Genomic DNA, 22546 nt, shown 5'->3' on the forward strand with positions numbered 1-22546 from the left:
GCACTTTACTAGTTTTCCAGAAAATGGCCGTTTTATGCAGGCCAACGGGGGTTGCCTTGCCTCCGGCCGGAATTTAAAATCAGGAGAGGGGGAGCCTTTTTTTCAGATCGAACTTGTAGCCTGCCGGCAGAACGTGAAGGATCACGTTCGTCAAAGCAAGGGGGGCGCAGGGGGCGAGTTCTGAAACGTTGGTTTCCTGAATGCGCGTTCCGTCAATCACCGTTACCGTTTGGGAACCGATCACCTCAAAAAAACCTTCAGGTCTTACGACAATGGCGGTGTCCTCGTCGATTCCCACCCCCAGCATGTAGGGGTGCTGGGCAACGGCTGTGAGCAGGCGCCCCAGCCTCCCCCGCTGGGCAAAGTGCTGGTCCACAACAACCTCCCGGATCAGCCCCATCCCGGGCGCCATCTGGACGGTGTTCTTCTTGGGGGCTTCAGCTCCCTCCCCTTCCACAATCATCGTTTCGCTCATGGCAGACGCCCCCGCGCTGGTTCCGGCAACCACCGTGCCATCCCGGTACGCCCTGCGGAGCGCCTCATCAAACTGCGTACCCCCCAGCAGGCTGGTGATGCGGAGCTGGTCACCCCCGGTAAAAAAGATCCCGGAGGCCCTCTTGACGGTTTCGTAAACACCCGGGGTGTTGGCCTCCTGGCGGCTCGTGATGTGCAAAACCGCCACTTCCGGGGCGCCAAATTCGGCAAAGAGCCTGCGGTAAAGCTCCCCGACAGCCAGGGGCCGGCCGGTTGCCGAAGTCACGAGCACAAGCCGCGCCCTTTCTCCCCCAGCCAGCTCCACAAACCTTCTCAATATGGCGCACTCTCCTGTTTTGTCTTCGGCGCCTCCGATGATCAGGAGAGTTCCCCGAACTTTTTCTGCCACGCCTTTCCCCTCCTCATCCAGAAATGGCAGTTGATCAGGATTTGCAGGCACCAGGTTTAAATCAAGCGCCGGGTGCATAAGTTTTACGGAAAAGAGGTGGAAAGATGCACGCTCTCCTCCCCAGCCTGCTGGCCGGCCTGGCAACCGCTCTGGGCAGCCTCATTGTTTTGCTCGGGAGGCGCCCGGGACGCCGCGCCCTCGCGGTGATGCTCGGGGGAGCAGCCGGGGTGATGCTGGCCGTAATCCTCCTCGACCTGATCCCCGCGGCCTTCCAGGTGGGGAGCAGCCTCGAGGCCGGTGCCGGCTTTGGCCTGGGCCTGCTCCTCCTCTGGAGTCTGGATAAGCTGCTGAGCGCGCGGGCTGAAACCTCCGGCTTCAACGGGAAAATATCCTACCGGAGGCTGGGGTACCTGATGGCAGCGGGAATCGCCCTCCACGACCTCCCGGAAGGAATCGCCATTGCCGGAGCCTACGCGGCGGGAGGAGCCTTGGGGCCGCTCCTCGCCCTTTCCATTGCCCTCCACAACATCCCGGAGGGGATTGCCACCGCGGCACCCCTCCGGCTGGGGGGGCTGCGGCGGCGCCAGGTTTTCCTTCTTAATGTTGTTGTGAGCATCTTTACTCCCCTGGGCACCCTGCTCGGGCTCTTCTTAATCCATCTCTCACCCCGGCACCTCGCCTTTCTCCTCGCCCTGGCTGCCGGGGCGATGACCTATCTGATTAAAGACGAACTGATCCCGGCCGCCCACTACCAGAACCCCATCTGGGCCTGGCTCGGGCTCGGCCTGGGCTACCTCCTGCTCTGGTGCGCCCAGGTTTTGAAATAAACCTAACTGCGGCGCAGCCAGAGCCAGGAAAGGAGGGAACGGGGCCCGGGCTTCCGGAGCCACTCACCCGCTTTCCAGGCAAACCGGGGGGAAGACTGGCAAACCCCCCCGTCTGCTTCCAGGGGCTGTTCCCTGCCTGCAAGCCCCTGGGAGGTCCGGGTCAGGTCCACGTAGCAGAGAGGAGGAAAAAGAACGCACCACCAGTTCTTCCCCGCGCCGCGGCCGATCACAATTTTCAGGGCGCGGTAGGGCCCCTGCGGAAAGACTACGGGCCCGTAAGCCCTTGCCGGAAACAGGGAAACCCCCCAAACGACACGGACCGGTTCGGAAAACCCGGCCTCCCTGACCGCCCTCACGGCCGCCTCCTCGATCTCCGGGAGGCGCCTTTCAATGCAGGCGGCTGCAGCAGCCTCATCGGGAGCCTTCTCGAGTTCCGGCCGGAGGCAGGCAAGCACCGCGTCGCGGACCTTCAGCTTCAACTCCTGCTGCTGGCTGCTGTTTCCGGCGGCAATCACGTGGAACCGGATGATGCCGGGCGCCGCTCCCCCTTCCTTTTCTCCGCCCTCCGGAGCTTCCACCGGAGCCAGAGCCATGCAGGCAAAGATGAAGAAGCCGGAAAGCAGAACGATTCCCGGATGGAAGAGCAACCTTTTCATTTCCCTCACCTTCTCCCTTGCTTTTCTTCCTATTCTTTCCATAATCCCGCCCCCTTAAACCTGCCGGGACCCGGAAGAAAAGACCCCTGCCCCGGCAAACCCGTTGCAGTTGCCGGAGGCAGGGGCCCTGGCTCGAAGGACCCGCCGTCTACGTAACGATGTCCAGCAGTCCGCCCAGGAGGGTGCAGACAAAGGCGGGCAGGATTGCCGTGCAGTCGGTGCTGGGCGTCTGGAAGAAGTTGACCACCGTTTCCTCGCAGGCCCTCACGGCAACCCGCTTGAGCTCAAAGACTCCGGCCTGGGTTGCCGCAACATTGTACTCACCGGGCGGCAGGGAGACAAAGCGGAAATTTCCATTGTTGCTGGTAAAGGTAAAGTGAATCAGGCGCCACATGGAATCGAAAACGGCAACCGGGGCGAGGGTTTGGGGAACACCGTTTAAAATAACCTGGCCGGCGATGCTTCCCAGCAGGGGCACGGGAAGCTCCTCTGTCTTGGTGACCCGCACCACCACGTCTACAAGAATGTGCTGTTCAAGGCGGCTCCGGGAGAGAAGCTGGAAGGTAATGGGGCGCCTGATGGTGGCCGTAACCTGAGCTTCCATGTCGGGCATTGCCCCGGGAATTACGGCGTGGCCGCTGAACTGCACGTCCTCCGCCTGGTGCCGGACGAAGTTGTCTTTGCTCACGAAAAAGATCTGCTTGTGAATGACCCCGTGGAAGACAACCTTTCCGTCAAGCACATCCCAATCCAGCTCCTTAATGGTGGCCTCGATATGGTCGATTTTGATTGCCCCTTCGGTAATGTGCACTACGCTCTGGACGATGTGCTGAACCGTAGCTTCTCCCACTACGGCCGGAAACTTAACGCGGATACATGTTTCCTGGTTCTGGTTAACCATCACCAAAAACCTCCTTCGCCATGAAGTTTTAATCGGGATCGCACGGAATCCTGATCACCATACCTACCTGGAGGTTGTCGGGATCAACCCCGGGGTTCGCCCTCATAATAGCATCCACGCTCACGTGGTACCTTTGAGAGAGCCTCCAGAAGGTATCACCGGGTTGAACCGTATGCTCCCGCACCGCACCGGGCGGACAGGGCACCTGCTCTGGAGCCGGACAGAGCACAACATCGATCTGCACGGTTTCAATGACGCGGGCCGTAATTTTCAGCACAACCTCAAGGGTAAGCTTCCCTCCCGTAGTGCCGATGCGGGCGGTTACGTGCTCCACCGCAGTCTGGACAAGAACGGTCTGGTCCGGCTGGGCACCGGGAATGGGAAGGAAGCTGCGGAACTTCAGCTCCGCCTCCATGTGGTGGACGGCCTGGTCCGGATCCTCGCTCACGTAGAGGACCTGAACCTCAATTTTTCCGCTCAAGATCACCTTGTCTTTAATGATCACGATTTCTTCTTCCGGGATTTCGACCTTGTGGACCTTGACATCAAGGACCTTCCTGACCCCCGGCTTCCCGGCCGGAACGTCCACCTGCTCCCGCACCACGATCTGGGCGCGGTCTTCTCCAACCACCCGCTCGACCCGGAGGCGCTTCTTCTCAACTTTAATCTCCCTGACCCCGGTAACAACCTTCAGCTCCCTGGTTTCGGTGACCCTTGCCACCTTGTCCATGATGATTTCCACGCCGACGGTCTCCGGATTGATGACATCCCAACCGATGTGGGTGATGGTCTCCTCCACCTGGACGTGCATATCCGGCTCCGCACCAGGCACCTCGATGACCTGGGTAAAATGAAGTTTATGGTGCATGTGGTGGACCGGCTGGGTCTCCTCTAGAGCAACGTAGATGAACTGGAGGTCCACATCCCCTTCGACGATCACCTTGCCGTCCAAAATCTTCTTGTCCGTAATCGTCACCTTGGCGTCCACGTCCAGAATCTTGTCAGCCGGGGGCTTCTCCGCCGGAACGGTAAAACGCCCCGATACGACAACCTGGGCCTTTCCCTCCCCAACCACCTCTTCGACCCGGAGCTCCTCCACCTGCGCGGCAACACCGGGTGGTGGTTCCACCATCACATTAATCTCCTGGGTCTCGGTAACCTTCACAAAAATGTGAAGGACTGCAGCAATTTCAAAAACACCCGCCTTGCGGGGGTTAACCGTACCCTGGATGTCCACGACCTTCACATTCACGCGCGCCGTCATGCCCGGCGCGGCCCCGGGTACTTCCGCAAACTGGGTAAATTCCAGCCTGGCATGGGTGTGGTGGACCGGCTGCTCGGGAAGCGCGGCGACATAGACTATCTGGAGGTTAAGCTGGCCCTCGATGATTACCTTATCCTGGATCACCTGAACATCCGTAACCTTAACCGTTTTATCAATCGAAATGATTTTTTCGAGATCCGGCTTCGGTTCCGGCACGGTGAACTCTTCTTTTACAACCACCTGTACGGTTTTTTCTCCAACGACGTGCTCAACCTTGAGTCTTTCGCAGGCCGCGTGATTCATCTCTTCTCCCTCCCTTACCTGGGCAAATTTTTCTGTAATATAATATGTAAAGAAGGGTAGGATGTGCGTTTTCCCCCAAATAAAAAAGCCGCTCTCTGAAAACAGCGGCTTGAAAGCTTCTCCCAGCTGCGGGAGCATCCTGCAGCGCCTTCCTCCAGGCAGTAAAGTTCAGTCTTTCCCCCTCCACCTCCAACAAACGAAGCCAAACTATACGGAAGAAACCACTAAGTGGAAACCGGGTTCCGCAGTGGACTTATATTTTATCCGGCGAACATCTGGGTGAACATCTTTCCGTAAGGCCCCCCGGATGCAACCCCGATCCCGATCCGGGTGAACTCTGGATTCAAAATGTTGGCCCGGTGCCCGGGCGAGTTCATCAGGGCGCGGTGGGCCGCTTCAACGGCAGGCGCCCCGGCGAGGTTCTCCCCGGCGTACCGGTACTTCACGCCGGCCCGGTCCATCATCTCGAAAGGAGAACCGTACGTGGGAGAATAATGTCCGAAATACCCCTTGTCCACCATATCCTGACTCTTCAGGCGTGCCAGTTTCACCAGTTGATAATCGATGGCAAGGGGGTTGAGGCCGGCGCGGACGCGCTCCTGGTTGACCAGGTTGAACATTGCCCGCTCGTCCTGCGTGAGCCCTTGCAGGTCCGGCTGGGGCTGGGGCTGTGGCTGCGGCTGGGGTTGGGGCTGGGGTTGGGACCGGGGGCTGATCCGCACGATTTTGATCAGGTCATCTGGAAACACTTCCCGCAAAATCTTCATCAAAACCGCGTCACTTAATTTGCCCTGGTAGTAGACCACCCGCGTTGCTGCAAAAGCCGGGAGGGAGAGAATTCCCAAAAAGAAACTGAAGAGAAGCAAATAAACAACCAGATGAACCTTCCTCCGCATCCTGAGTTCCCCTTTCCTGGTAAAATTGCGCTCTCATTGTACCGCCAAACCTCATTTCAGGGCAAAGTTGTTATTCCGCTGCCAACTCCAGGTAGAGGAAAATAGACAGGCCGGGCCAGTTTTTCAGGAATTTTTCACAATAATTAGGGGCTCTGGAATAATTTAGGGATTCCAGTCCTAATCCTCCTCAGGATTCGATTTCTGCGTCCCGCTCTGCAGGGGCTCCCTTTCCCGTGCCTGCTGATGCTCGAGGCCCTCGTTAAAGCCGACCCCAAACCCGACATCGTAACCCTTCAGGTACCCCTGCTCCCAACCCTGGTTGAACAAACTGTCAACCTCCTTTTTTCCCTTCTGGTAGCCGCTTTCGAATCCGGCAAGGTACCCCTGGCGCCGGCCCTGCTTGAACCCGCTTTCATAACCCTTAGCAGCCCCTAATTTATAAGCCTTCGCAAAGCCGTCTGCGTAGCCGTCCGCGTAGCCGCGGTCGTACCCGTCTCCGTAAACGTGATCCAGGATGTGCTTTTTGCCGTCCCCAGCCATGCCCACCATGCCTGCCTCCTTTAAGATTACTTTACATGCCTATCATGCCGTCCTTGGGCGCAAGAGGGTAAAAGTTTCCGCACGCTTCGCAAAATTTCCTTTGTTTTGCGCGCGCTGCTGCTTTCGGCATAGACGCACAGCAGCGGTTCCGTCCCCGAAGCGCGCAGGAGCACCCACCCGTGCTTGCCCAGCCGGAATTTGATCCCATCCAGGGTCTCTACCGCGGTTACCCTGAAGCGCCCCAGGGAGTCCGGAAAATCTCGCGCCAGGGCGTGGTAGCACTCCTTTAGTTCCGGCGTCAGAGGCAAATCCAAACGCTGGTAATAATGCGGCCCGAGAAGTTCGTGAACCTCCCCGACCATTTCCGAAAGAGAAAGATTTCTTGCAGCCAGAGCGTCGAGGAGGAGAAGGCCCGCAACCGTCCCGTCCCGCTCCGGAATGTGATTGCGAACCCCTAATCCGCCGCTTTCTTCGCCGCCGAGAAGCAGTTCCTCTTCCAAAAACAGCCGGGTAATGTGCCTGAACCCAACCGGGGTCACGTGGATGCGGCGCTCGTAGGTCCGCGCCAGTTTATCCAGCATCTCCGTGGTTGCAATCGTTTTTGCAAAATCCCCGGGCCAGTGGCGCTCCTCCACAAGGTGGCGGGCAATGATTGCCATTACATGGTGAGGTTCGATAAAATTGCCGTTTCGATCCACAACCCCCAGTCTGTCACCGTCGCCATCCAGGGCCAAACCCAGATCTGCCCGGTGCTCCCGGACCGCCACCACCAGGGGCCCCAGATTCCTGGCTACAGGCTCGGGGGGAATCCCATCAAAGCCGGGGTTATAGCCGGTGCGAATTTCCAGGCAGGGAATCCCGCAGCGCCGCAGGAGAGAAGAAAGATACCCCTGCCCGGCCCCGTACATGCTGTCCACCACAACCCGGAACCCGCTCCGGGCAAGACTGCTCCCATCCACAAGGGTCAGCACCCGGGGGAGGTAGGTGGCAGCCGGGTGAAATTCGTGGATCTCGCCGCGGCCGCCTTTCTCCTCTGAATCTCCGAAGGAAATGCGGTCTGCAATGTCATCCAGCATCTCTTTTAAGGCCGGCCCCCCGTGGGGGCCCTTGATCTTGATGCCGTTGTAAACAGGGGGATTATGGCTTGCCGTCACCACCAGCCCTGCCGCCGCCCGTAAAACTTTCACACTGTATGAAATCACAGGGCTGGGCGCCGGTTCCCGCGCCAGGAAAACCTCGATTCCGGAGGAGGCCAGCACCCGGGCGGCCTCCTGGGCGTACTCCCGGGAGAGAAATCTCGTGTCATAACCCACGACAACACCCCTCCTTCCTTTGCCGTGGGCGAGAAGAAATGCAGCAAGGGCCCGGATCACAGCCCGGAGGTTGGCGAAAGTAAACGACTCGCTGATCACTCCCCGCCATCCTTCGGTGCCGAATTTTATCTCCACGCTCACCCTCCCCCCGCGGGCAAGAGTTCAGCTCAAAAAACTTGAATTGCCAGGCCGCGCATCAATTTCCCTGGCAAGAGCGGCGCCGCAGTGTTGCGGGAAACCGGTTCCAAGGGAAAGCTTGCGTCGTCTTTTTTACCAGGATATGCCTAACCAGAATAAATGGTGATCCAAGAGAAAAGAGCAGCTTCATATCCGGCTCTCTCTTTAAAAAATGCCCCTTCCCTGCCGCTTCTCCTGAGGATATTCTGCTTTCGGCTTGCCGCCCTCTCCTCCCTCTCCCCCTCCCCCTTTACCCCCTCCGGCAAGGGAAAGAAGCGAACCAAGCAGCTGGGGGTTGATCTTTTTCCCCTGCTTCTGAAGCAGGTTGAGGAGAAGTTCAGGGCCTGCCTTCCCCCCTTCTGCGAACAGGCCGGCCAGGGTCTCAATCAGGCCGCCGCTTAAAAGGCTTCCACCTCCCGTCCTGGCCATCGCAACCCCCTGGCTGTTCTGGACCAGATTCAGAATACTGAAAAGGTTGAAAAGGGAAAGCAGGGCCACGATACCTGAAATATCCATCCGCTTTTCCTCGAGGCTTATAAGCACCCGTGCCAGCAAAGAAAATAAGCTGGCTTCCTGAGCTTCCGGGGCAGGCCCCTGTTCCTGGGACAAAACGATCACTCCTCCCAATAATTTAGTCAGCCAGCGCCTCCTTAACAAAAAATAACAGGAAAAACGCGCTTGCCTATATATTGTATTCGGAAGCTCATCCAGTGACTCACCAGGCTTCATCAAGCAGAGCCTTATTAAATCCATCTTTCACAGGGGAAGGCGAGCTTGTTGCCATCATCTGGCAAAAGAAGAAGGCCCTTAATCAAGGCCGCTCCTCCCGGCAGTTCAGGGTATGATAAAATCCTCAGGCCAGGGGATGTTCCCCACCAGCTTTTTCAGCTCTGTTTTCAGCAGTTCGCGTGCTTCGCTCAAGGCCATGTTGGTAGCGTCAAGCACCATTTTTTCCAGTTTCCCAATATCCTCCGCGGCACGCGGGCTGATGGAAACCCGGATCACCCGCTGCTTCCCGCTCATGAGGACTCTGACCGCACCGCCTCCGGCGCTCCCCTCCACCGTTTTCTGCTCAAGCTGCTTAATCACCTTGGACATAACCGACTTCAGCAAGGAATCCGTCAGGCCCAGGGTCTCCTCTCCGGTCACAACCATCCCCCCTCAAAGGTAAAGAGCCACGCTGAAACGAGCGCGGCCTGTTTCTGCCCTTAACACAGTATGCAGCACAGAAAGGAAGGGTTCCCCGCAAGATTGATCGATCATATGTTATAACACAAAGCTTCAAGATTCCGGGGCGAAAAAAGATGGCTTTCCAGCATGATGAAATTACCCTCGTTATTGCAAACGTAAAGATCGAGGTGCGGCGCACCAGCTCTCTCCCTGTTCCCCATGAGGTAACGGTGGTTATTCCCCGGGCCGAACTCAGGCGGCGGCGCTACTCCGAAGGAAAGCTGATCGAGGAAGATGAGGCAATTCTCAACAGCATCACCATCGTCCACGCGCCCCGCCACCCTCCGGCCGGGGCCGGCGCCCCTCCGGCGCGAAAGGAGGACCCCGCGCGTGCCACCTGGAAATTCACAAAAAAGAAGGGGTGAGGGGCGGGCCCCGGGTGCTGTTACGGGGAAAGCCCCGGCTCCTGCAGGGGCGGAAGCTGTTCGGGCTTCTCCCCGGCTTCCGCAACAGCCTCGCCGCCCCCCGGCAGATCCGCCAGGAGCAGCAAGATCAAAATCAAGAAAAGGGCGAAGGGGTTGGTGCTCGCCTCTTTCTCCGCCGCCAGCATTTTAAACTCTTTTTCTAACCCGAAAAACCCGAAGGCGTCAAGCGTCTTCTGGGCCGGTTCGCTGGCAAGGAGTTCCAGTAAACTTTCCAGGCAGGCGACACACCCGTTTCCCCGGGGGCCCAGGTATGGTCGAAAACTTTGGATGACCTGAAAGGCGCGCTCATCAATCGCAGTGCTGGCCACGTCGATCCCTCCTTTTTTGATGGAGCAATCAATCAGAGAGGGAAGGCCACACCGGAGGCTCCGGCGTGGCCTTAGCCAGAATACATCCGCTCGTCAATCACTGAGAAGGAGCAGGATCAAAATCAGAAATACAACAAACGCTCTCCTGTCGCTAAGCAAATCCATGCGCAAAGCCCCCTTTCTAAGGACGATCATCCCTATCCAAAACTTTTAAAGATTGTCGCCAAGCAGCAGAAGAACCAGAATTAAAAACACCAAAAAAGCCCTGCGGTCACCGAGCCTGCTTCCACCAAGCGCTTCAGCCATTCAGAAAACCCCCTTCACAAGTTTCATCCTGCCGGACTTAAGACGGAATGCAACTTCCGCCCTGAGCGTCCTTTAACAGGATATGTCTTGCAAAAGATAAATGTTACTATCTCAAAAGCTCGATAAGAGAAGGAAGGGCCTGGAGCGCGGCCGTTCTGCCGCTCTCCAGAAGGGCAGGGATCTGTTCAAAATCACCCAACCCCGCGCTTGCAGCAGGAGGATTAATGACGAGATCCGCATGGGTCAAGTCTCTTTTTGCGCCCTGCCTGGCCATGATGTTGATCCCCCACAAAATCACCTGCACGATGCTTTCCGGTTCGGGGGCCGGCTCCCGGGAGCCCAGGCTCACTGCCGCCACCACCTCCGCCCCCAGCAGGCGCGCCAGGGGAGCGGGAACCATCTCAACCAGCCCCCCATCCGCCAGGAGCAGGCCCCGGTAAGGAACCGGATCGAAAACACCCGGGATCGCGGTGCTGGCGCGCACCGCCACTCCCAGGGGAGCATCTTTCAGGAAAACCGACCCGGGAACAGGCTTCCCCGGAGGCCTGTTGGTAAAAACGACGCGGTTTCCCGTGAGCAGGTCCGCAGCCACCAGGCCCAGGGGAAGCAGGATCTGGCCGAGATTTCTTCTCCCTGCAGCCCCGTGAACGTAGCGGGCAATTTTCGCCCCGCTGAGCAGGCCGCGCGGGAGGAGCTGGAAGAACCGCACCAGATCGAAGAGGTTTTGGATCAGGAGGAGCAGAAAAGTGCCCGGGGTAAAATTGCAGGCAAAAAGGTCTTCTCTCCGCAGCTTTAAGGCCATTTCGCGCATCCTGGCCGGGCCGATCCCGGCGGCGTAGAAGGCGGCCACCAGGCTCCCCGCGCTGGTTCCGGTGACAATTCCGGGCCTGATTCCGTTCTCTTCTAAAACTTCGAGGACGCCGATGTGGGAGATCCCCAGCAGCCCCCCGCCCCCAAGAGCCAGACCGAGGAGCTTCCTTCCCTTCATGCCATGTCCACACCCAGTTTATCCAGCACCAGGTGAATGGGATTGCAGACCGAATAGTCGTTCGAACCTGCAAAAAGGAGCCCCACAGCCCGGTTTTCCAGGTCCAGGACGAGGGAGCCGCTGTCTCCCGGCGCGGACTTCAGTTCTGCCATGATCTGCTCCTGAAAACGGACGACATCGGAACTGTGCCCCATCGTCACGTTCAGGGTTACCCGGACGGCGGTCACCCGCCCCTGAGTCAGGCCCGTTGTGCGCCCGCTTTTTTTCACCTGCAGGCCCGGCTGCACCTCCCCAACTCCGGCCACCCTGCCCACTTCCAAGATCTCCGGGGTGATCAGGCCGGCATCAAGGGGCCGGGCCACCGCGCAGTCGACAAAGTTCACCATCCCGCGCCTTTCCAGGCGCAGGCGGTACTGGGGACGGAAGGCCTGAATCACCGCATTTGCCGCCCTTACTCCCAGGGCCGCAAAGTTGCACTCAACATCCTTGCTGTACCGGTAAATGGGAACAAAGCGCTCCAGGCGCCCGATGATGTCGTCCTCGGTGCCCCCATCATAGCTGCCGGGCTGGTAAACGGGGTCGCCCACCTGTGCCCTTCCGTCCTCTCCATCGGAGGCATTGGCAAGCACGTGGTTGTTGGATAAGATCAGAAGCGCCCCGCTTTCCCGGTCTCGTACCACCGCACCGAAGGTTCCGGCCGTAACTTTGTAATGACCGACGCTTACACCCGGAGGGGCGGGCCGGAACTTTTCCGTTCGCCCCAAAAAGCGGACCTCCCCGACTTCGATGACATCGGTGGGAACCCGTCCAATCCGCTTCGGGATCACCTGATCCACCCCCAGCGCCCCGGCGGGAACCTTTTTCTCCACAAAAAAAATAACGGCCAGCTCGTCCGTATCCTGCTGGCCTTTCCTCTTGCGACCGATGCCCACTCCGATCACATTTGGGAGCTCCGTATAGCGCCGCCTGGCTATATCCAGCGAACGGTATAATCTCCGCATCTTTCTTCCCCTCCCCTAATTTCAAGGTCGATTCAGTATATTCAGGGAGGAGTTTCTTTGGTGCCTCTGCTCCTCCAGCCCCCCGCTTTCCTCCTGCCGCGCCTCCCCATGGAGAAGCCGTAGAAGTTTTTCCTGGTGTTCAGGCAGGGGCTTGCATATCTGCTTCAGGATGTGGTATATTTAAAACAGAAATGGGCATATGCCCATTACAGACGAGGTGGTTGCCATTCCCAGGAGAAGGAGAAGAAGATGGGTGCAGTTCCTGCCCCGGGAAACGTTTTACAAACCTGCAGGTGTTCCCCTGCGGGAGCTGGACGAAGTGCATTTAACCCTCGAAGAGCTGGAAGCGATTCGCTTAAAGGATCTGGAGGGCCTCGATCAAGAAGACTGCGCTGCCCAGATGAGAATCTCCCGCACTACCTTCCAGCGCATTCTCTACGCGGCCCGCACGAAAATCGCGGAAGCGCTCGTGCTGGGAAAGGCGATCCGAATTGAGGGAGGTGATTTCGAGGTGCCTCAAGCGCGAAGGTTCAAGTGCATCTCCTGCGGGCATGAGTTCGAAGTGCCTTTCGGAACAGGCCAGAGAGGCATGGATCTCGCCTGTCCCAGCTGCGGCAAGGGACCGGTCTACAGGGTCGGCGGGGGGATGCCGGGAGGTTTCGGAGGTGGTCCAGGCGGCCCTGGCGGCGGTGCAGGAAGAGGGAGGCGCTTCCGCGGCGGCCAGCAATCTTAAACTTTCAGAATCCCTGGAGTGATGTTGTTGGGAAGCAGCGCAATTTACCTTAAAGAAATAAAGGCCTCCCGGTGCCGGCTAACACCCCAGCGGGAAGCTGTGCTCCTTGCCTTTTTGAAAGAAAAAAATGCCCACCTTACTCCTTACGAACTCTTTCAGAAGGCGAAGAGCATTTGCCCGGAACTCGGGCTTGCGACTGTTTACCGCACTCTCAAGCACTTCGCGAAAGCAGGGCTGATTCGGGAGGTCAAGCTCGAAAAAGGCTTAACCCGCTACGAATTCGCAGATCCCCGTGAAGGGGAGCACTATCACCTGATCTGCAAGAGATGCGGCCGCATCGAGGAGGTCGCGGGCTCTCTTTCCCGGCGCTTCACGGAGAACATAGGGAAAAGGACCGGTTTTTTAATCACGGAGTACTCGTGCCAGTTTTACGGCTGCTGCGCCAAGTGCCGGGAAAGCGCGGGCAGCAGGTGAGGCAGACGGCCGCAAAGTGCAAACTTTCCGGGAAAGGAGGTGGCGAAATGCCGCGCGGTCGGTTCTATTTCGGTCCAGGCTTCTGGAAGGGCGGACCCGGCCCCGCGCCCTGGGCCGGCGGCTGCTGGTGGGCAGGCAACCCCTATCCCTTCTGCCGGTTCTTCCCGTGGCTCCCCAGGCGCTGGTGGGCCTATCCGGGCTATGCCGCAGGCTGGGGAGCCTATCCGGGGCCGGGCTGGGCGCCGGGTCCGGGAGCAGCGTATCCCCAGGATGAGGCGGAGTTTCTCAAACAGCAAGCCGGCTTTTTGCAGCAGCAGCTGGACCAGATCAACGCCCGCCTCAAGGACCTGGAGAAAAAGGAGTAAGTCTTGCAGCGCCGGGAGAAGCCGGGGTTTCGGCCCGGCTTCTCCCAACATAAACTTATTCAGGAGGTCCGGCAACGGTGACGAAAGAACCTGCTTGCGATTCTTGTACGCGAAAAAGCGAGGAATGTCAAGAGGCTTGCCCGTCTTTTACCCCGCGCAACGAAATTAAGGCCACAATCGCCATCATGAGCGGAAAAGGGGGGGTGGGCAAGTCCACGGTGACCGCGCTGCTGGCCGGCACAATGGCCAAAAAAGGGTTCCGCGTGGGGATTCTCGACGGTGACATCACGGGCCCCAGCATCCCCCGGCTTCTGGGTTTGAAAGGGGGACGGGTGCTCACAGGGCCCCGCGGGATGATCCCGCATGTCACAGAATTGGGAATCAAGGTGATGTCCCTCAACCTTTTTTTCGACGAAGAAGACCAGGCGGTGATCTGGAGGGGCCCCCTCCTGGCGGGGACGGTAAAGCAGTTCTGGGAAGACGTGGATTGGGGAGAGCTTGACTTTCTTTTCGTCGACCTCCCTCCGGGGACCGGCGACATCCCCCTCACCGTGCTCCAGAGCCTGCCCCTGACGGGCTTAATCGTGGTCTTTTCTCCCCAGGACCTCGCCGTCATGGTGGTCAAGAAGGCGGTCCGGATGGCGCGCCTCCTTGAGGCAAGGATCCTCGGGCTCATCGAGAACATGGCCTACATGGAGTGCCCGAGCTGCGGGGAACCGGTGTTTCCCTTCGGCAGGCCGCAGGGCGAACGGGTCAGCAAGGAAACCGGGATCCCGCTCCTTGCCACCCTCCCGCTCGAGCCCCTGTACGTGAGGTTCGGCGACGAGGGAAAGCTGGAAATGCTGGAGGGAGGAGAACTTGCCAGGGTCGCCGCGGTCCTCGAAAACCTCTCCGGGTGAGGAGGTTTGAAGCGTGTACAGCACAAGGGTCCTCGAGCACTTCCAAAACCCGCGCAACTGGGGGGAAATCCCTGACCCCGACGGCGTGGCAACGATCGGGGAGGATTGCGGGGATGTCTTCAAATTCTTCATCAAGGTGAAGGACAACCGCCTGGTCCAGGTGCGCTACCAGGTGAAAGGGTGCCCTGTGGCGATAGCCTGCTGCAGTGTGACCGCGGTTCTCGCTGAGGGCAAAACCATTTGGGAAGCGATGCAGATCACCAACGAAGAAGTGGAAAAGGCCCTGGGAGGGCTCCCTCCCGAAAAGCTCCACTGCTCTAACCTCGCAGCCGATGCCCTTTACGCCGCGATTCAGGACTACCTGTACCGACTGGCAGAAAAAGGGGTTCTGTCCTCGAGAAACCTGAGCGGCGAGAGCTGGAGGTTGGCCTACGTGCAGGCGCAAAAAGGAGCCCGCCCGCTGCCTTGTGCGAAAGGAGGAATCCCAAAATGCTCGTAGCTGTGAGTGCTACCGGCAAAGACCTCGACTCCTATCTCGATCCCCGCTTCGGAAGGTGCGCCTACCTCCTCTTCATCGATCCCGAAAGCCTCCAATGCGAAGCTGTGCCCAACCCTGGTTACGGCGCAGGAGGTGGTTCGGGGATCAGGGCCGCTCAAGAGGTGGTGAACAGGGGCGCCAGGGTTTTGATTACAGGGCAGTGCGGCCCCAACGCCTTCGGAGTGCTGGCTGCCTCCGGCGTGAGAATGTTTCAGGCGCCGGGCGAGCCGGTCCGCAAGGTGCTGGAACTCTACGGCCAGGGGAAGCTGAACGAAATAAAGGCACCTGGCCCCGGCAGGCCGGGGCCTCCGGGCAGGGGATTCTGGTGATTGTGGCCGTCTTAAGCGGCAAGGGCGGTACGGGCAAGACAACCGTAGCGGTCAACCTCGCCTTCTCCCTGGCCAAAAGGGGCAAAAAGGTGCTGCTCGTAGACGCCGATGTGGAAGAGCCAAACGCGGGCCTCTACCTCCGTCCGGAAATAACCGAGGCGCGCGCGGTGACCGTCCCCACGCCCGAGGTCAAGCCGGAAAGGTGCAGCTCTTGCGGCACCTGTGCAGAATTTTGCCAGTTTCACGCCCTTGCCGTGGTGCCCGGCAACGTCCTCGTTTTTCCGGAACTCTGCCACGGCTGCGGGGGGTGCGCCCTGGTGTGCCCCGAGGATGCCGTGAGAGAGATCCCCCGGGAGATCGGGGTCGTCGAAAAAGGCAGGGCAGGCGAGTGCGAATTCTGGCAAGGAAAGCTCAAAGTAGGGGAGCCGTTTCCAATACCGGTGACCCGACAGCTGAAGAGCGGGCTGCCCGGCCTGCCCGGAGAAACGGTAGTGATCGTCGACTCCCCTCCGGGCGCCTCCTGCCCCGTGATCGAGGCCGTCCGGGGGAGCGATTTCGCAATTCTCGTCACAGAGCCGTCCCCTTTCGGGCGCCACGACCTGGAAATTGCCCTGAAGCTCGTCCGGGAGCTCGGTGTCGGCCACGGGGTTGTCGTCAACCGGGCGGAGAGGGACGACTCCCTCATCGAGGAGTTCTGCCGCGCCCGGGAGGTCCCGGTGCTTCTCAAGATCCCGTTCAGCACCCGGATTGCGGCTCTGGGCGCGCGCGGCATCCTCTTCGCCAGGGCCATCCCCTACTGGGAGGATAAGTTCTTTGACCTTTACAAAAAGATCGAGGAGAGTTGCCCATGCGCCAGCTCGTGATCACCAGCGGAAAAGGAGGAACGGGGAAGACGACTGTAGCCGCTTGCTTCGTCGCCCTCTCCTGGAGGTCGGTCTGCGCCGATGCAGATGTGGACGCCCCAAACCTGCACCTTTTGCTGCATCCGAAGGTCCTGGAAGAAAGGGAGTTCCGGGGGGCAAAGACGGCCGTCAAGAACGAAGAGCTGTGCGCGAGGTGCGGGAAGTGCGAAGAGCACTGCCGCTTCCAGGCAATCCGGGGCCTCGCCCTGGACCCCTTCAGATGCGAGGGCTGTGGAGTCTGCGTCCATGTCTGCCCTTCCGGCGCCATGCGTCTGGAAGAGGTGGTAACAGGGCGCACCATGATCTCCCGGACGAGGTACGGCCCCTTCGCCCACGCCCTCCTCAACATCGGCGCCGAGGCCTCGGGAAAGCTCGTCACCGAGGTGCGCCGGCGTGCGGAAGGCCTCGGGCAAAGCGAGAGCCTGGTGATCATCGACGGCGCCCCCGGCATCGGCTGTCCCGTAATCGCCTCCGTCACGGGCACCGACCTCGCTTTGATCGTGGCCGAACCGTCCGTTTCGGGCCTCCACGACCTCGCCCGCGTGCTCGGTGTCGCCCGGCACTTCCAGGTCGAGGCCCTGGCCTGCATCAACAAGCACGACCTGTGCCCGGAGCTGAGCGAGGAAATTGCCGCTTTCTGCTCCAGAGAAAACGTGGAGCTCGCCGGAAAAATTCCCTTCGACCCCGGCCTAGTTGAAGCCGTAAGGCGCAGCGCGCCAGTTGAGGCCCTGCTCGAAACCAGGGCGGGGCGGGCAATAGAAGAGATCTGGGAAGTTGTGAAGGCACGCCTGCTTCCCCCAAAATCTTTTTGCAGAGGAGGTTGAACAAGGTGAAGATTGCGGTGGCAGCGCAGGGAAACGCGGTCTGCTCCCACTTCGGGCACTGCGAGGAGTTCTGCCTCTTCGACGTGGAAGACGGAAAAGTGGTAAGGAAGTTTAATGTTCCCAACCCCGGCCACGAGCCCGGCCTGCTCCCCCGTCTCCTGGCAGAGCACGGGGTGGACGTGGTGATTGCCGGGGGCATGGGTCTCCGTGCCCAGCAGCTTTTCGCGCAAAAAAACATCAGGGTCGTGACGGGAGCCTGGGGGCCTGTGGAAGAGGCTGTAACCGCCTACCTCAACGGAAGCCTGGCCACCGGGCCAAACCTGTGCGACCACTAGAGTGAGCGATGGGCAGAGAGTTTTCCCTGACCGTCCTCTGTGACAACACCGTAAACAGGCCCGCGCTCTTGGGAGAGCACGGGCTTGCGGTCCTTGTAGAGATAGAGGGGCCCTCCGGCACGAAGAGGGTCCTGTTCGACACCGGGCAGGGCCTCACCCTGCTCCACAACGCCCGCGTTCTGGGCGCGGCGCTCAGAGCCCTTGACGCCGTTGTCTTGAGCCACGGGCACTACGACCATACCGGCGGCCTGGCGGAGCTCTCCCGGATCGGGGTAAGGCCGCCGGTGTACTGCCACTCCAGAGCCTTCCTCCAGAAGTTCCAAGAGGAAGACGGGAGTCTGCGGAAAACCGGTGCGCCCTGGCAGGTGGAGGAGCTCGAGAAAGCCGGTTTCGAGTTCGTGCCCGTCACCGCTCCTTGTGAGATCCTGCCAGGGGTCATCTTAAGCGGAGAAATTCCCAGAGTTCGAAAGCCGCCCGCCTGCCCGGGCGCCCTCGTAGAAGAAGAAGGCAGGCTGACCGCAGACTGCTTCTTCGACGAGATCGCCATGGTCCTCGAGGGGAAGCGAGGGGCGGTCGTAGTCACGGGCTGCGGCCACCCCGGGCTGGAAAACATCCTCGCGGCCGCCTGTTCAGCCGCCTGCGCAAAAAACCTTCGTGGTCTGGCAGGAGGATTTCACCTGGCAAGGGAGAATGCGAAAGTTGTGAGAGAGGCCGCAGGCGTGGTCGCGGCTTACGGGATCAAGGAGGTTTTGGCCTGCCACTGCACCGGCCGCGCCTTTCCTCTGCCTCTGGCCGAAAGGGGCGTCCGGTGCTGCCCGGGAGAGGTGGGATTGGTCTGGAGGCCTTGAGCTTTTTCGGCCGCGCGCCGCGCCTTTTAAGGCAGGCGCCCGACGCGCGCGCCTGCTCAGCCTCCTCTCCGCACCTGGATAAAGTCGACTTTAAGTTCCCGGAGTGCGCCGTGGCCTTGATGGACACCGGCTTTTCTTTTGGCAGACTGGCGGCGACAAGCGGCAGGGCAACAAGTCTTTTTGAAAACCTTCGGCCTCGTTTGGGCCGGGCGCAAAGAGCGCCATTTGCACGGGCTCCTAGCGCCTGACCAGGAAAACGCCCACCACGATCAGCAGGGTCCCCAGGAGCTTCCCCGGGGTATACTTCTCCCCCAGCAGGAGGAAGGCAAGGAGAACGGTAACCACCGGAAAAGATGCCATGATGGGGCTGACCACGGAAACCTCTCCTGCCTTGAGGGCAGTGTAATAGGCCAGGTGGCCCAGGAGGGAGGCGCAGACCCCTTCCAGCCCGATGAAAAGCCATCCCCTGGGAGGAACTGCCGCCAGGCCCGCCGCCTGGCCGCTCCCCACAAGCCAGACCAGGAGGATGGCGGTGATGGTGGCGCTGCGTATGAAAAGGGCCAGCCCCGGCGCTGTCTGGACGAGCCCGATTTTGCCGAAAAGCGGGGCAATGCCCCAGAAGATGAGACCTATCAGGGCAAAGATTAAGGCTTTCACAGCATGGCCTCCTTCGCAGTTTTTTCCGGCTTTCCTCAAATCACAGGTTCCTGGAGACGGCTGCACAACCCCCTTCATTAAAACATCCTTCCTTTCCCCAATACCATGACTATCAAGAGCGAGAGCAAGACGGCGGCAGCAAGGACCCCCGTGAAGGCATGGGGGGAATGCTGGAAGGGAAGAGAGACGTTCATTCCATAGAAACTTGCGACAATTGTAGGAATCGACAAAACAATGGTTACCGAAGTCAGAAACTTCATGACGATGTTCAGGTTATTGGAAATTACCGAGGCAAAGGCATCCATGGTGCTTGTTAAAATGCTGGTGTAGATTTCGCCCATTTCAATTGCCTGCTTGTTTTCGGTAATGACATCTTCCAGCAGATCTTCGTCTTCCTCGTACATTTTAATCAGGCGAGTATCGTAACCTTCCGGGTCGAGAGGCTCCTTATTTAACTGCGATTTTAACAGTTTTTCCATGACGATTTCGTTGGACTTGAGGGATGTGGTAAAATAAACAAGGCTTTTCTGCAGGTTGAGCAGCCTGATCAGCTCCTCATTTCGGGTTGACTGGTGCAGCCTCTGCTCAATTTCGTCGCTCTTTTTTTCAATCTGCCGCAGGTACTTCAGGTAAAGGGCAGCCGCCCGGAATAAAATTTGCAGCAAAAACCTGGTTTTTTTGAAAGTGTACAGGGTGTTTGGCTTCGCCGAGACAAATTCATCCAGAAGCTCGTTTTTTTCCAGGCAGACGGTTATGAAAAGATCCTCCAGAATAATGATGCCCAATGGGATGGTATCGTAAGTTTCCCTTACCACCGGGATTTTAATGATGATCAGGATGCAGCCCTCATCGGCTTCGATGCGGGAGATCTCCTCTTCATCAAGGGGGTAACGCAGCAGGTCAAGCGGCACCCCTGTCTTTTTGTGGACTTTCATCAGCTCTTCCTCGGTGGGCGCAACAAGATTAACCCAGCTGCCCTTTTCGCCCAGGGCATCGATCGGCATGATTCGTCCATCTTGAGTTGCAAACATTTCGAGCATTCCGGTTTCCCTCCTTAATTTACATTTTTTGGCCTTTCCCCCCGCTTTTCATTGTTTCCACACAAAAAATAATGCCTCCCAACGAGCGGAAGGCATTAGACGAACAGCACTTGCTCTCCTCTCGTTGAGCTTTGGCACTGCACGGCGTAGGGTTCCCCCCAGCCGCATTAGGTAAAACCTTAATCCGGTAATACCTGCTCACCCATTGGCATCTTTCGATGTTTCCGGGCAGCGGCCTGTTTCCGTACAGGAGCCTCACCTAACGGAGCAATTGTCAATTGTCGATTTTACTATACCACTCCTGCTCTCTGGAAGCAAGAGGCCGCCCGCGGAAGGAAGCAGCAGAATCGCGCCGCTTCGCCAGACACCAGGAGGCTTCCCCTGGCTTCCGGTTATTTTATTTTGTCTCCTTTTACTAAAAATATGGCTTTTTCTTGTTCTGCAAGACAAAGGAGTTTTTGTTGACAGCAAACAAACATAGAGCCAGAATACAGCGCAAATTTTGTTGAACAGGAGGCCTGTGCTTTCGGAGAAGCCAACGATCACCCAAACCGACATGATAGAAGTTTCGAAACAAAGGGTTGAATGCATCAGGTGTAAACGCGAACGGTCGGAAGGGCGAGGAGGTGGTACTCCTCTAGAACGGCCAGATGAGGAATATATCTTTTGGTTCTCGAAGAGGCGTGCGTTCAGAAGAGTCATGGACAGTCAGGACACGTTTCTTTAAGGCCGCGGTTCGGTTCTACTTTAAGGAGGAATGCTCATGAGTTCTCAGGAGAAAGAGCATAGGGGAATCACGCGGCGGGACTTTCTCAAAGGGATAGCGGTAGGGGCTGCGGGGGCAGCTGCGGCAGGCGCCCTGGCCGGCTGCGGACCGGCTCCCAGCGAAAGGGCTGCGGCGCCGGAGAAGGCAGGTGCACCCGAAAGGGCAAGCTTCGAAGTACCTCCCCCGCCGATTCCGGAGAAGGACATTAAAGAAACCATCACCGCGGACGTGGTTGTCGTCGGAGCCGGAATAGCCGGGCTGACGGCGGCGCTCTCGGCCGCGGAGGCAGGCGCCAAGACGGTCTTGCTTGAGAAGGGGCCTACCTACATGGCCCATGGCCTGCATAACGCTGCCATCGGGAGCAGGCTGCAGAAAAAGGCAGGAATCAAGATTGACAGGGACCAGATCATCGCAACGATCATGGAGTTTGGGGCGTACAGGAGCGACCAGAAGCTGGTCACTTTGTGGGCCGACAACTGCAGCAAGGTTATGGACTGGCTGCTTGACATGGCGGAAGCAGAAAAAATCGAGGTCGTCCTCGATCCGACCACCAAGCCGTGGTACTTCCCGAACTACCCCACGATCCACGTCTTCATGCCTAAGTGGCAGGCCACCCTGGCCGAAATGCTGCAGCGCAATGCCGAAAGGCGCGGCGTAGACTTTCGCTTTGAGACCCCGGCAGTGCGGCTGCTCAGGGAGGGCAAGGGCCGGGTCACCGGTGTCATCGCGCAGACTCAAGCAGGCGACTATATAAGGTTCAACACCAGGAAAGCGGTAGTGCTCTGCACCGGAGACTACGGAAACGACCGCCAGATGGTCGAGAAGTATTGCGATTGGAGAGCCCTGGCCACACGTCTGGGCTGCACCTACCAGCCCAGGCTGAACACCGGCGACGGCCACAAAATGGCTTTGTGGATCGGCGCGGCAATAGACGACCTTCCCCACTGCGTGATGCTTTTCGACTGGGTGCCGTGGAGCGGGCAGGCGCTTTTCAACCTGGCGCGCCAGCCGTGGCTCTACGTGAACGTGAACGGGGAGCGCTTCATGAACGAGGACCTGCCCTGGGGCTACGAAATCAACCAGATCCTCCAGCAGCCGACCGGCGTGGTGTGGGCGATCTGGGATGCCAAGTACGACCAGGAATGGCCGAAGATGAAAAGCCAGTGCTGCAAGAACATGGGCCCGCCAACGCACCTGTGGAATCCCAAGCAGCTTGATGAGGCGGTCAAAAAGGGAAACGTTCTGACGGCGCAAACCATTGAAGAACTGGCCCAGAAGATGAAGGTGCCCGTCGCAGCCTTCAAGGCTACCGTGAAGAGGTACACCGAGCTGGCGCGGATGAAGAAAGACCTCGACTACGGCAAGCACCCCGACCGGCTGACGACGATAGAAAAGGCGCCTTTTTATGCCTGCCAGGTCACGAGCTGTTTCCTCGTTACCCTTGGAGGCCTGAAGGTCAACACCAGGCTCCAGGTATTAGACAGGGAAAGAAAGGTTATCCCGGGGCTGTACGCGGCAGGAAACGTTTCCGGCTGCTTCTTCGGGAACATGTACCCGACCACAACCCCCGGCCTCAGCCACAGCCGGGCCTGGACTTTCGGCCGCCTCGCAGGGCTGAACGCCGCCGCCGAAAAGGTTTAACTCCCCGGCGCGCGCAGGGCCGGCTCCGTGAGGCTGCGGAAACCCCATGCATCGAGTAGGGCAGCGCTAGGTAATCAGTCTAGCGCTGTCCCTCTCACAGAACCGTGCGTACGGGCCACGTACACGGCTCCTGGCAAACCTCAGTCGTTAGCTTTCATAATAACGATGCAAGATGCC

General features: G+C 58.9%; 26 protein-coding genes and 1 pseudogene. 13 read left to right on the forward strand and 14 right to left on the reverse strand.

Features of this window, described 5'->3' with window-relative positions:
• Positions 1–79: 79 nt before the first annotated feature.
• Complete coding sequence (locus HPY58_04050) at positions 80–883, reverse strand: cyanophycinase (protein NPV28826.1); 804 nt, start codon at positions 881–883, stop codon at positions 80–82.
• Positions 884–987: 104 nt separating this feature from the next.
• Here HPY58_04050 and HPY58_04055 point away from each other — a divergent pair, with 104 nt between their 5' ends.
• A complete protein-coding gene (locus HPY58_04055) occupies positions 988–1710 on the forward strand; it encodes a ZIP family metal transporter (protein NPV28827.1) in 723 nt (240 codons plus the stop codon).
• 2 nt (positions 1711–1712) lie between these two features.
• Here the strand turns inward: HPY58_04055 and spoIIR are convergent, their stop codons facing one another.
• The 8 genes from spoIIR to HPY58_04095 all read right to left on the reverse strand — a co-directional run bounded on the left by spoIIR (position 1713) and on the right by HPY58_04095 (position 8909).
• Positions 1713–2408 carry a stage II sporulation protein R gene (gene spoIIR, locus HPY58_04060; protein NPV28828.1) on the reverse strand — a complete coding sequence of 232 codons (696 nt, stop codon included), beginning with the start codon at positions 2406–2408 and terminating at the stop codon, positions 1713–1715.
• A 106-nt stretch (positions 2409–2514) separates the two neighbouring features.
• Positions 2515–3270 (reverse strand): DUF3794 domain-containing protein, encoded by a 756-nt coding sequence (locus HPY58_04065; protein NPV28829.1) that lies wholly within the window; start codon positions 3268–3270, stop codon positions 2515–2517.
• 25 nt (positions 3271–3295) lie between these two features.
• Complete coding sequence (locus HPY58_04070; GenBank protein ID NPV28830.1) at positions 3296–4834, reverse strand: DUF3794 domain-containing protein; 1539 nt, start codon at positions 4832–4834, stop codon at positions 3296–3298.
• Positions 4835–5094: 260 nt separating this feature from the next.
• The gene (locus HPY58_04075) at positions 5095–5730 is read right to left on the reverse strand and encodes a hypothetical protein (GenBank protein NPV28831.1); all 636 of its coding nucleotides are present in this window, start codon (positions 5728–5730) and stop codon (positions 5095–5097) included.
• 177 nt (positions 5731–5907) lie between these two features.
• Positions 5908–6276 carry a hypothetical protein gene (locus HPY58_04080; protein ID NPV28832.1) on the reverse strand — a complete coding sequence of 123 codons (369 nt, stop codon included), beginning with the start codon at positions 6274–6276 and terminating at the stop codon, positions 5908–5910.
• Between the two features lie 20 nt (positions 6277–6296).
• Entirely contained in the window at positions 6297–7718 is a 1422-nt protein-coding gene (locus HPY58_04085) for a phosphoglucomutase/phosphomannomutase family protein (GenBank protein NPV28833.1), read from the reverse strand.
• A gap of 207 nt (positions 7719–7925) precedes the next feature.
• On the reverse strand, positions 7926–8369 hold the full coding sequence (locus HPY58_04090) for a hypothetical protein (protein NPV28834.1): 444 nt from the start codon (positions 8367–8369) through the stop codon (positions 7926–7928).
• Between the two features lie 225 nt (positions 8370–8594).
• Positions 8595–8909, reverse strand: a complete 315-nt coding sequence (locus tag HPY58_04095) for a YbaB/EbfC family nucleoid-associated protein (protein ID NPV28835.1) — start codon at positions 8907–8909, stop codon at positions 8595–8597.
• Positions 8910–9064: 155 nt separating this feature from the next.
• Here HPY58_04095 and HPY58_04100 point away from each other — a divergent pair.
• Positions 9065–9271: pseudogene (locus tag HPY58_04100) on the forward strand (hypothetical protein).
• A 104-nt stretch (positions 9272–9375) separates the two neighbouring features.
• Here the strand turns inward: HPY58_04100 and HPY58_04105 are convergent.
• The 3 genes from HPY58_04105 to HPY58_04115 all read right to left on the reverse strand — a co-directional run bounded on the left by HPY58_04105 (position 9376) and on the right by HPY58_04115 (position 12018).
• Positions 9376–9723: a hypothetical protein gene (locus HPY58_04105; protein NPV28836.1), complete on the reverse strand. Its 348-nt coding sequence runs from the start codon at positions 9721–9723 to the stop codon at positions 9376–9378.
• A 412-nt stretch (positions 9724–10135) separates the two neighbouring features.
• On the reverse strand, positions 10136–11017 hold the full coding sequence (locus HPY58_04110; GenBank protein ID NPV28837.1) for a patatin-like phospholipase family protein: 882 nt from the start codon (positions 11015–11017) through the stop codon (positions 10136–10138).
• Positions 11014–12018 (reverse strand): hypothetical protein, encoded by a 1005-nt coding sequence (locus tag HPY58_04115; GenBank protein ID NPV28838.1) that lies wholly within the window; start codon positions 12016–12018, stop codon positions 11014–11016. Before HPY58_04115 ends, HPY58_04110 begins: the two co-directional genes overlap by 4 nt.
• A gap of 199 nt (positions 12019–12217) precedes the next feature.
• Between HPY58_04115 and HPY58_04120 the strand changes: the two genes are divergently transcribed.
• The 10 genes from HPY58_04120 to HPY58_04165 all read left to right on the forward strand — a co-directional run bounded on the left by HPY58_04120 (position 12218) and on the right by HPY58_04165 (position 18265).
• Entirely contained in the window at positions 12218–12751 is a 534-nt protein-coding gene (locus tag HPY58_04120) for a DUF134 domain-containing protein (GenBank protein NPV28839.1), read from the forward strand.
• A 27-nt stretch (positions 12752–12778) separates the two neighbouring features.
• Positions 12779–13225 (forward strand): transcriptional repressor, encoded by a 447-nt coding sequence (locus HPY58_04125; protein ID NPV28840.1) that lies wholly within the window; start codon positions 12779–12781, stop codon positions 13223–13225.
• A 47-nt stretch (positions 13226–13272) separates the two neighbouring features.
• The gene (locus HPY58_04130) at positions 13273–13590 is read left to right on the forward strand and encodes a DUF5320 domain-containing protein (protein NPV28841.1); all 318 of its coding nucleotides are present in this window, start codon (positions 13273–13275) and stop codon (positions 13588–13590) included.
• Positions 13591–13667: 77 nt separating this feature from the next.
• Positions 13668–14489, forward strand: a complete 822-nt coding sequence (locus tag HPY58_04135; GenBank protein ID NPV28842.1) for an Mrp/NBP35 family ATP-binding protein — start codon at positions 13668–13670, stop codon at positions 14487–14489.
• Positions 14490–14502: 13 nt separating this feature from the next.
• Entirely contained in the window at positions 14503–14988 is a 486-nt protein-coding gene (locus HPY58_04140) for an iron-sulfur cluster assembly scaffold protein (protein ID NPV28843.1), read from the forward strand.
• Positions 14979–15356, forward strand: a complete 378-nt coding sequence (locus HPY58_04145) for a NifB/NifX family molybdenum-iron cluster-binding protein (protein NPV28844.1) — start codon at positions 14979–14981, stop codon at positions 15354–15356. Before HPY58_04140 ends, HPY58_04145 begins: the two co-directional genes overlap by 10 nt.
• Complete coding sequence (locus HPY58_04150) at positions 15353–16219, forward strand: P-loop NTPase (GenBank protein ID NPV28845.1); 867 nt, start codon at positions 15353–15355, stop codon at positions 16217–16219. Before HPY58_04145 ends, HPY58_04150 begins: the two co-directional genes overlap by 4 nt.
• Positions 16204–17082 carry a 4Fe-4S binding protein gene (locus tag HPY58_04155; protein NPV28846.1) on the forward strand — a complete coding sequence of 293 codons (879 nt, stop codon included), beginning with the start codon at positions 16204–16206 and terminating at the stop codon, positions 17080–17082. Before HPY58_04150 ends, HPY58_04155 begins: the two co-directional genes overlap by 16 nt.
• Positions 17083–17087: 5 nt before the next feature.
• Positions 17088–17417: a dinitrogenase iron-molybdenum cofactor gene (locus tag HPY58_04160; protein NPV28847.1), complete on the forward strand. Its 330-nt coding sequence runs from the start codon at positions 17088–17090 to the stop codon at positions 17415–17417.
• An 8-nt stretch (positions 17418–17425) separates the two neighbouring features.
• Complete coding sequence (locus HPY58_04165; GenBank protein ID NPV28848.1) at positions 17426–18265, forward strand: MBL fold metallo-hydrolase; 840 nt, start codon at positions 17426–17428, stop codon at positions 18263–18265.
• 237 nt (positions 18266–18502) lie between these two features.
• On the opposite strand, the gene HPY58_04170 is transcribed toward HPY58_04165, so the two are convergent.
• The gene (locus tag HPY58_04170; GenBank protein ID NPV28849.1) at positions 18503–18922 is read right to left on the reverse strand and encodes an EamA family transporter; all 420 of its coding nucleotides are present in this window, start codon (positions 18920–18922) and stop codon (positions 18503–18505) included.
• Positions 18923–18999: 77 nt separating this feature from the next.
• A complete protein-coding gene (locus tag HPY58_04175; GenBank protein ID NPV28850.1) occupies positions 19000–19962 on the reverse strand; it encodes a magnesium transporter CorA family protein in 963 nt (320 codons plus the stop codon).
• Positions 19963–20725: 763 nt separating this feature from the next.
• Between HPY58_04175 and HPY58_04180 the strand changes: the two genes are divergently transcribed.
• Positions 20726–22369, forward strand: coding sequence for an FAD-dependent oxidoreductase (locus tag HPY58_04180; GenBank protein NPV28851.1), 1644 nt, complete (start codon positions 20726–20728; stop codon positions 22367–22369).
• The last annotated feature ends 177 nt before the right edge of the window (positions 22370–22546 follow it).

This window comes from Bacillota bacterium (genome assembly GCA_013177945.1).
Lineage (GTDB): Bacteria > Bacillota > DSM-12270 > Thermacetogeniales > Thermacetogeniaceae > Ch130.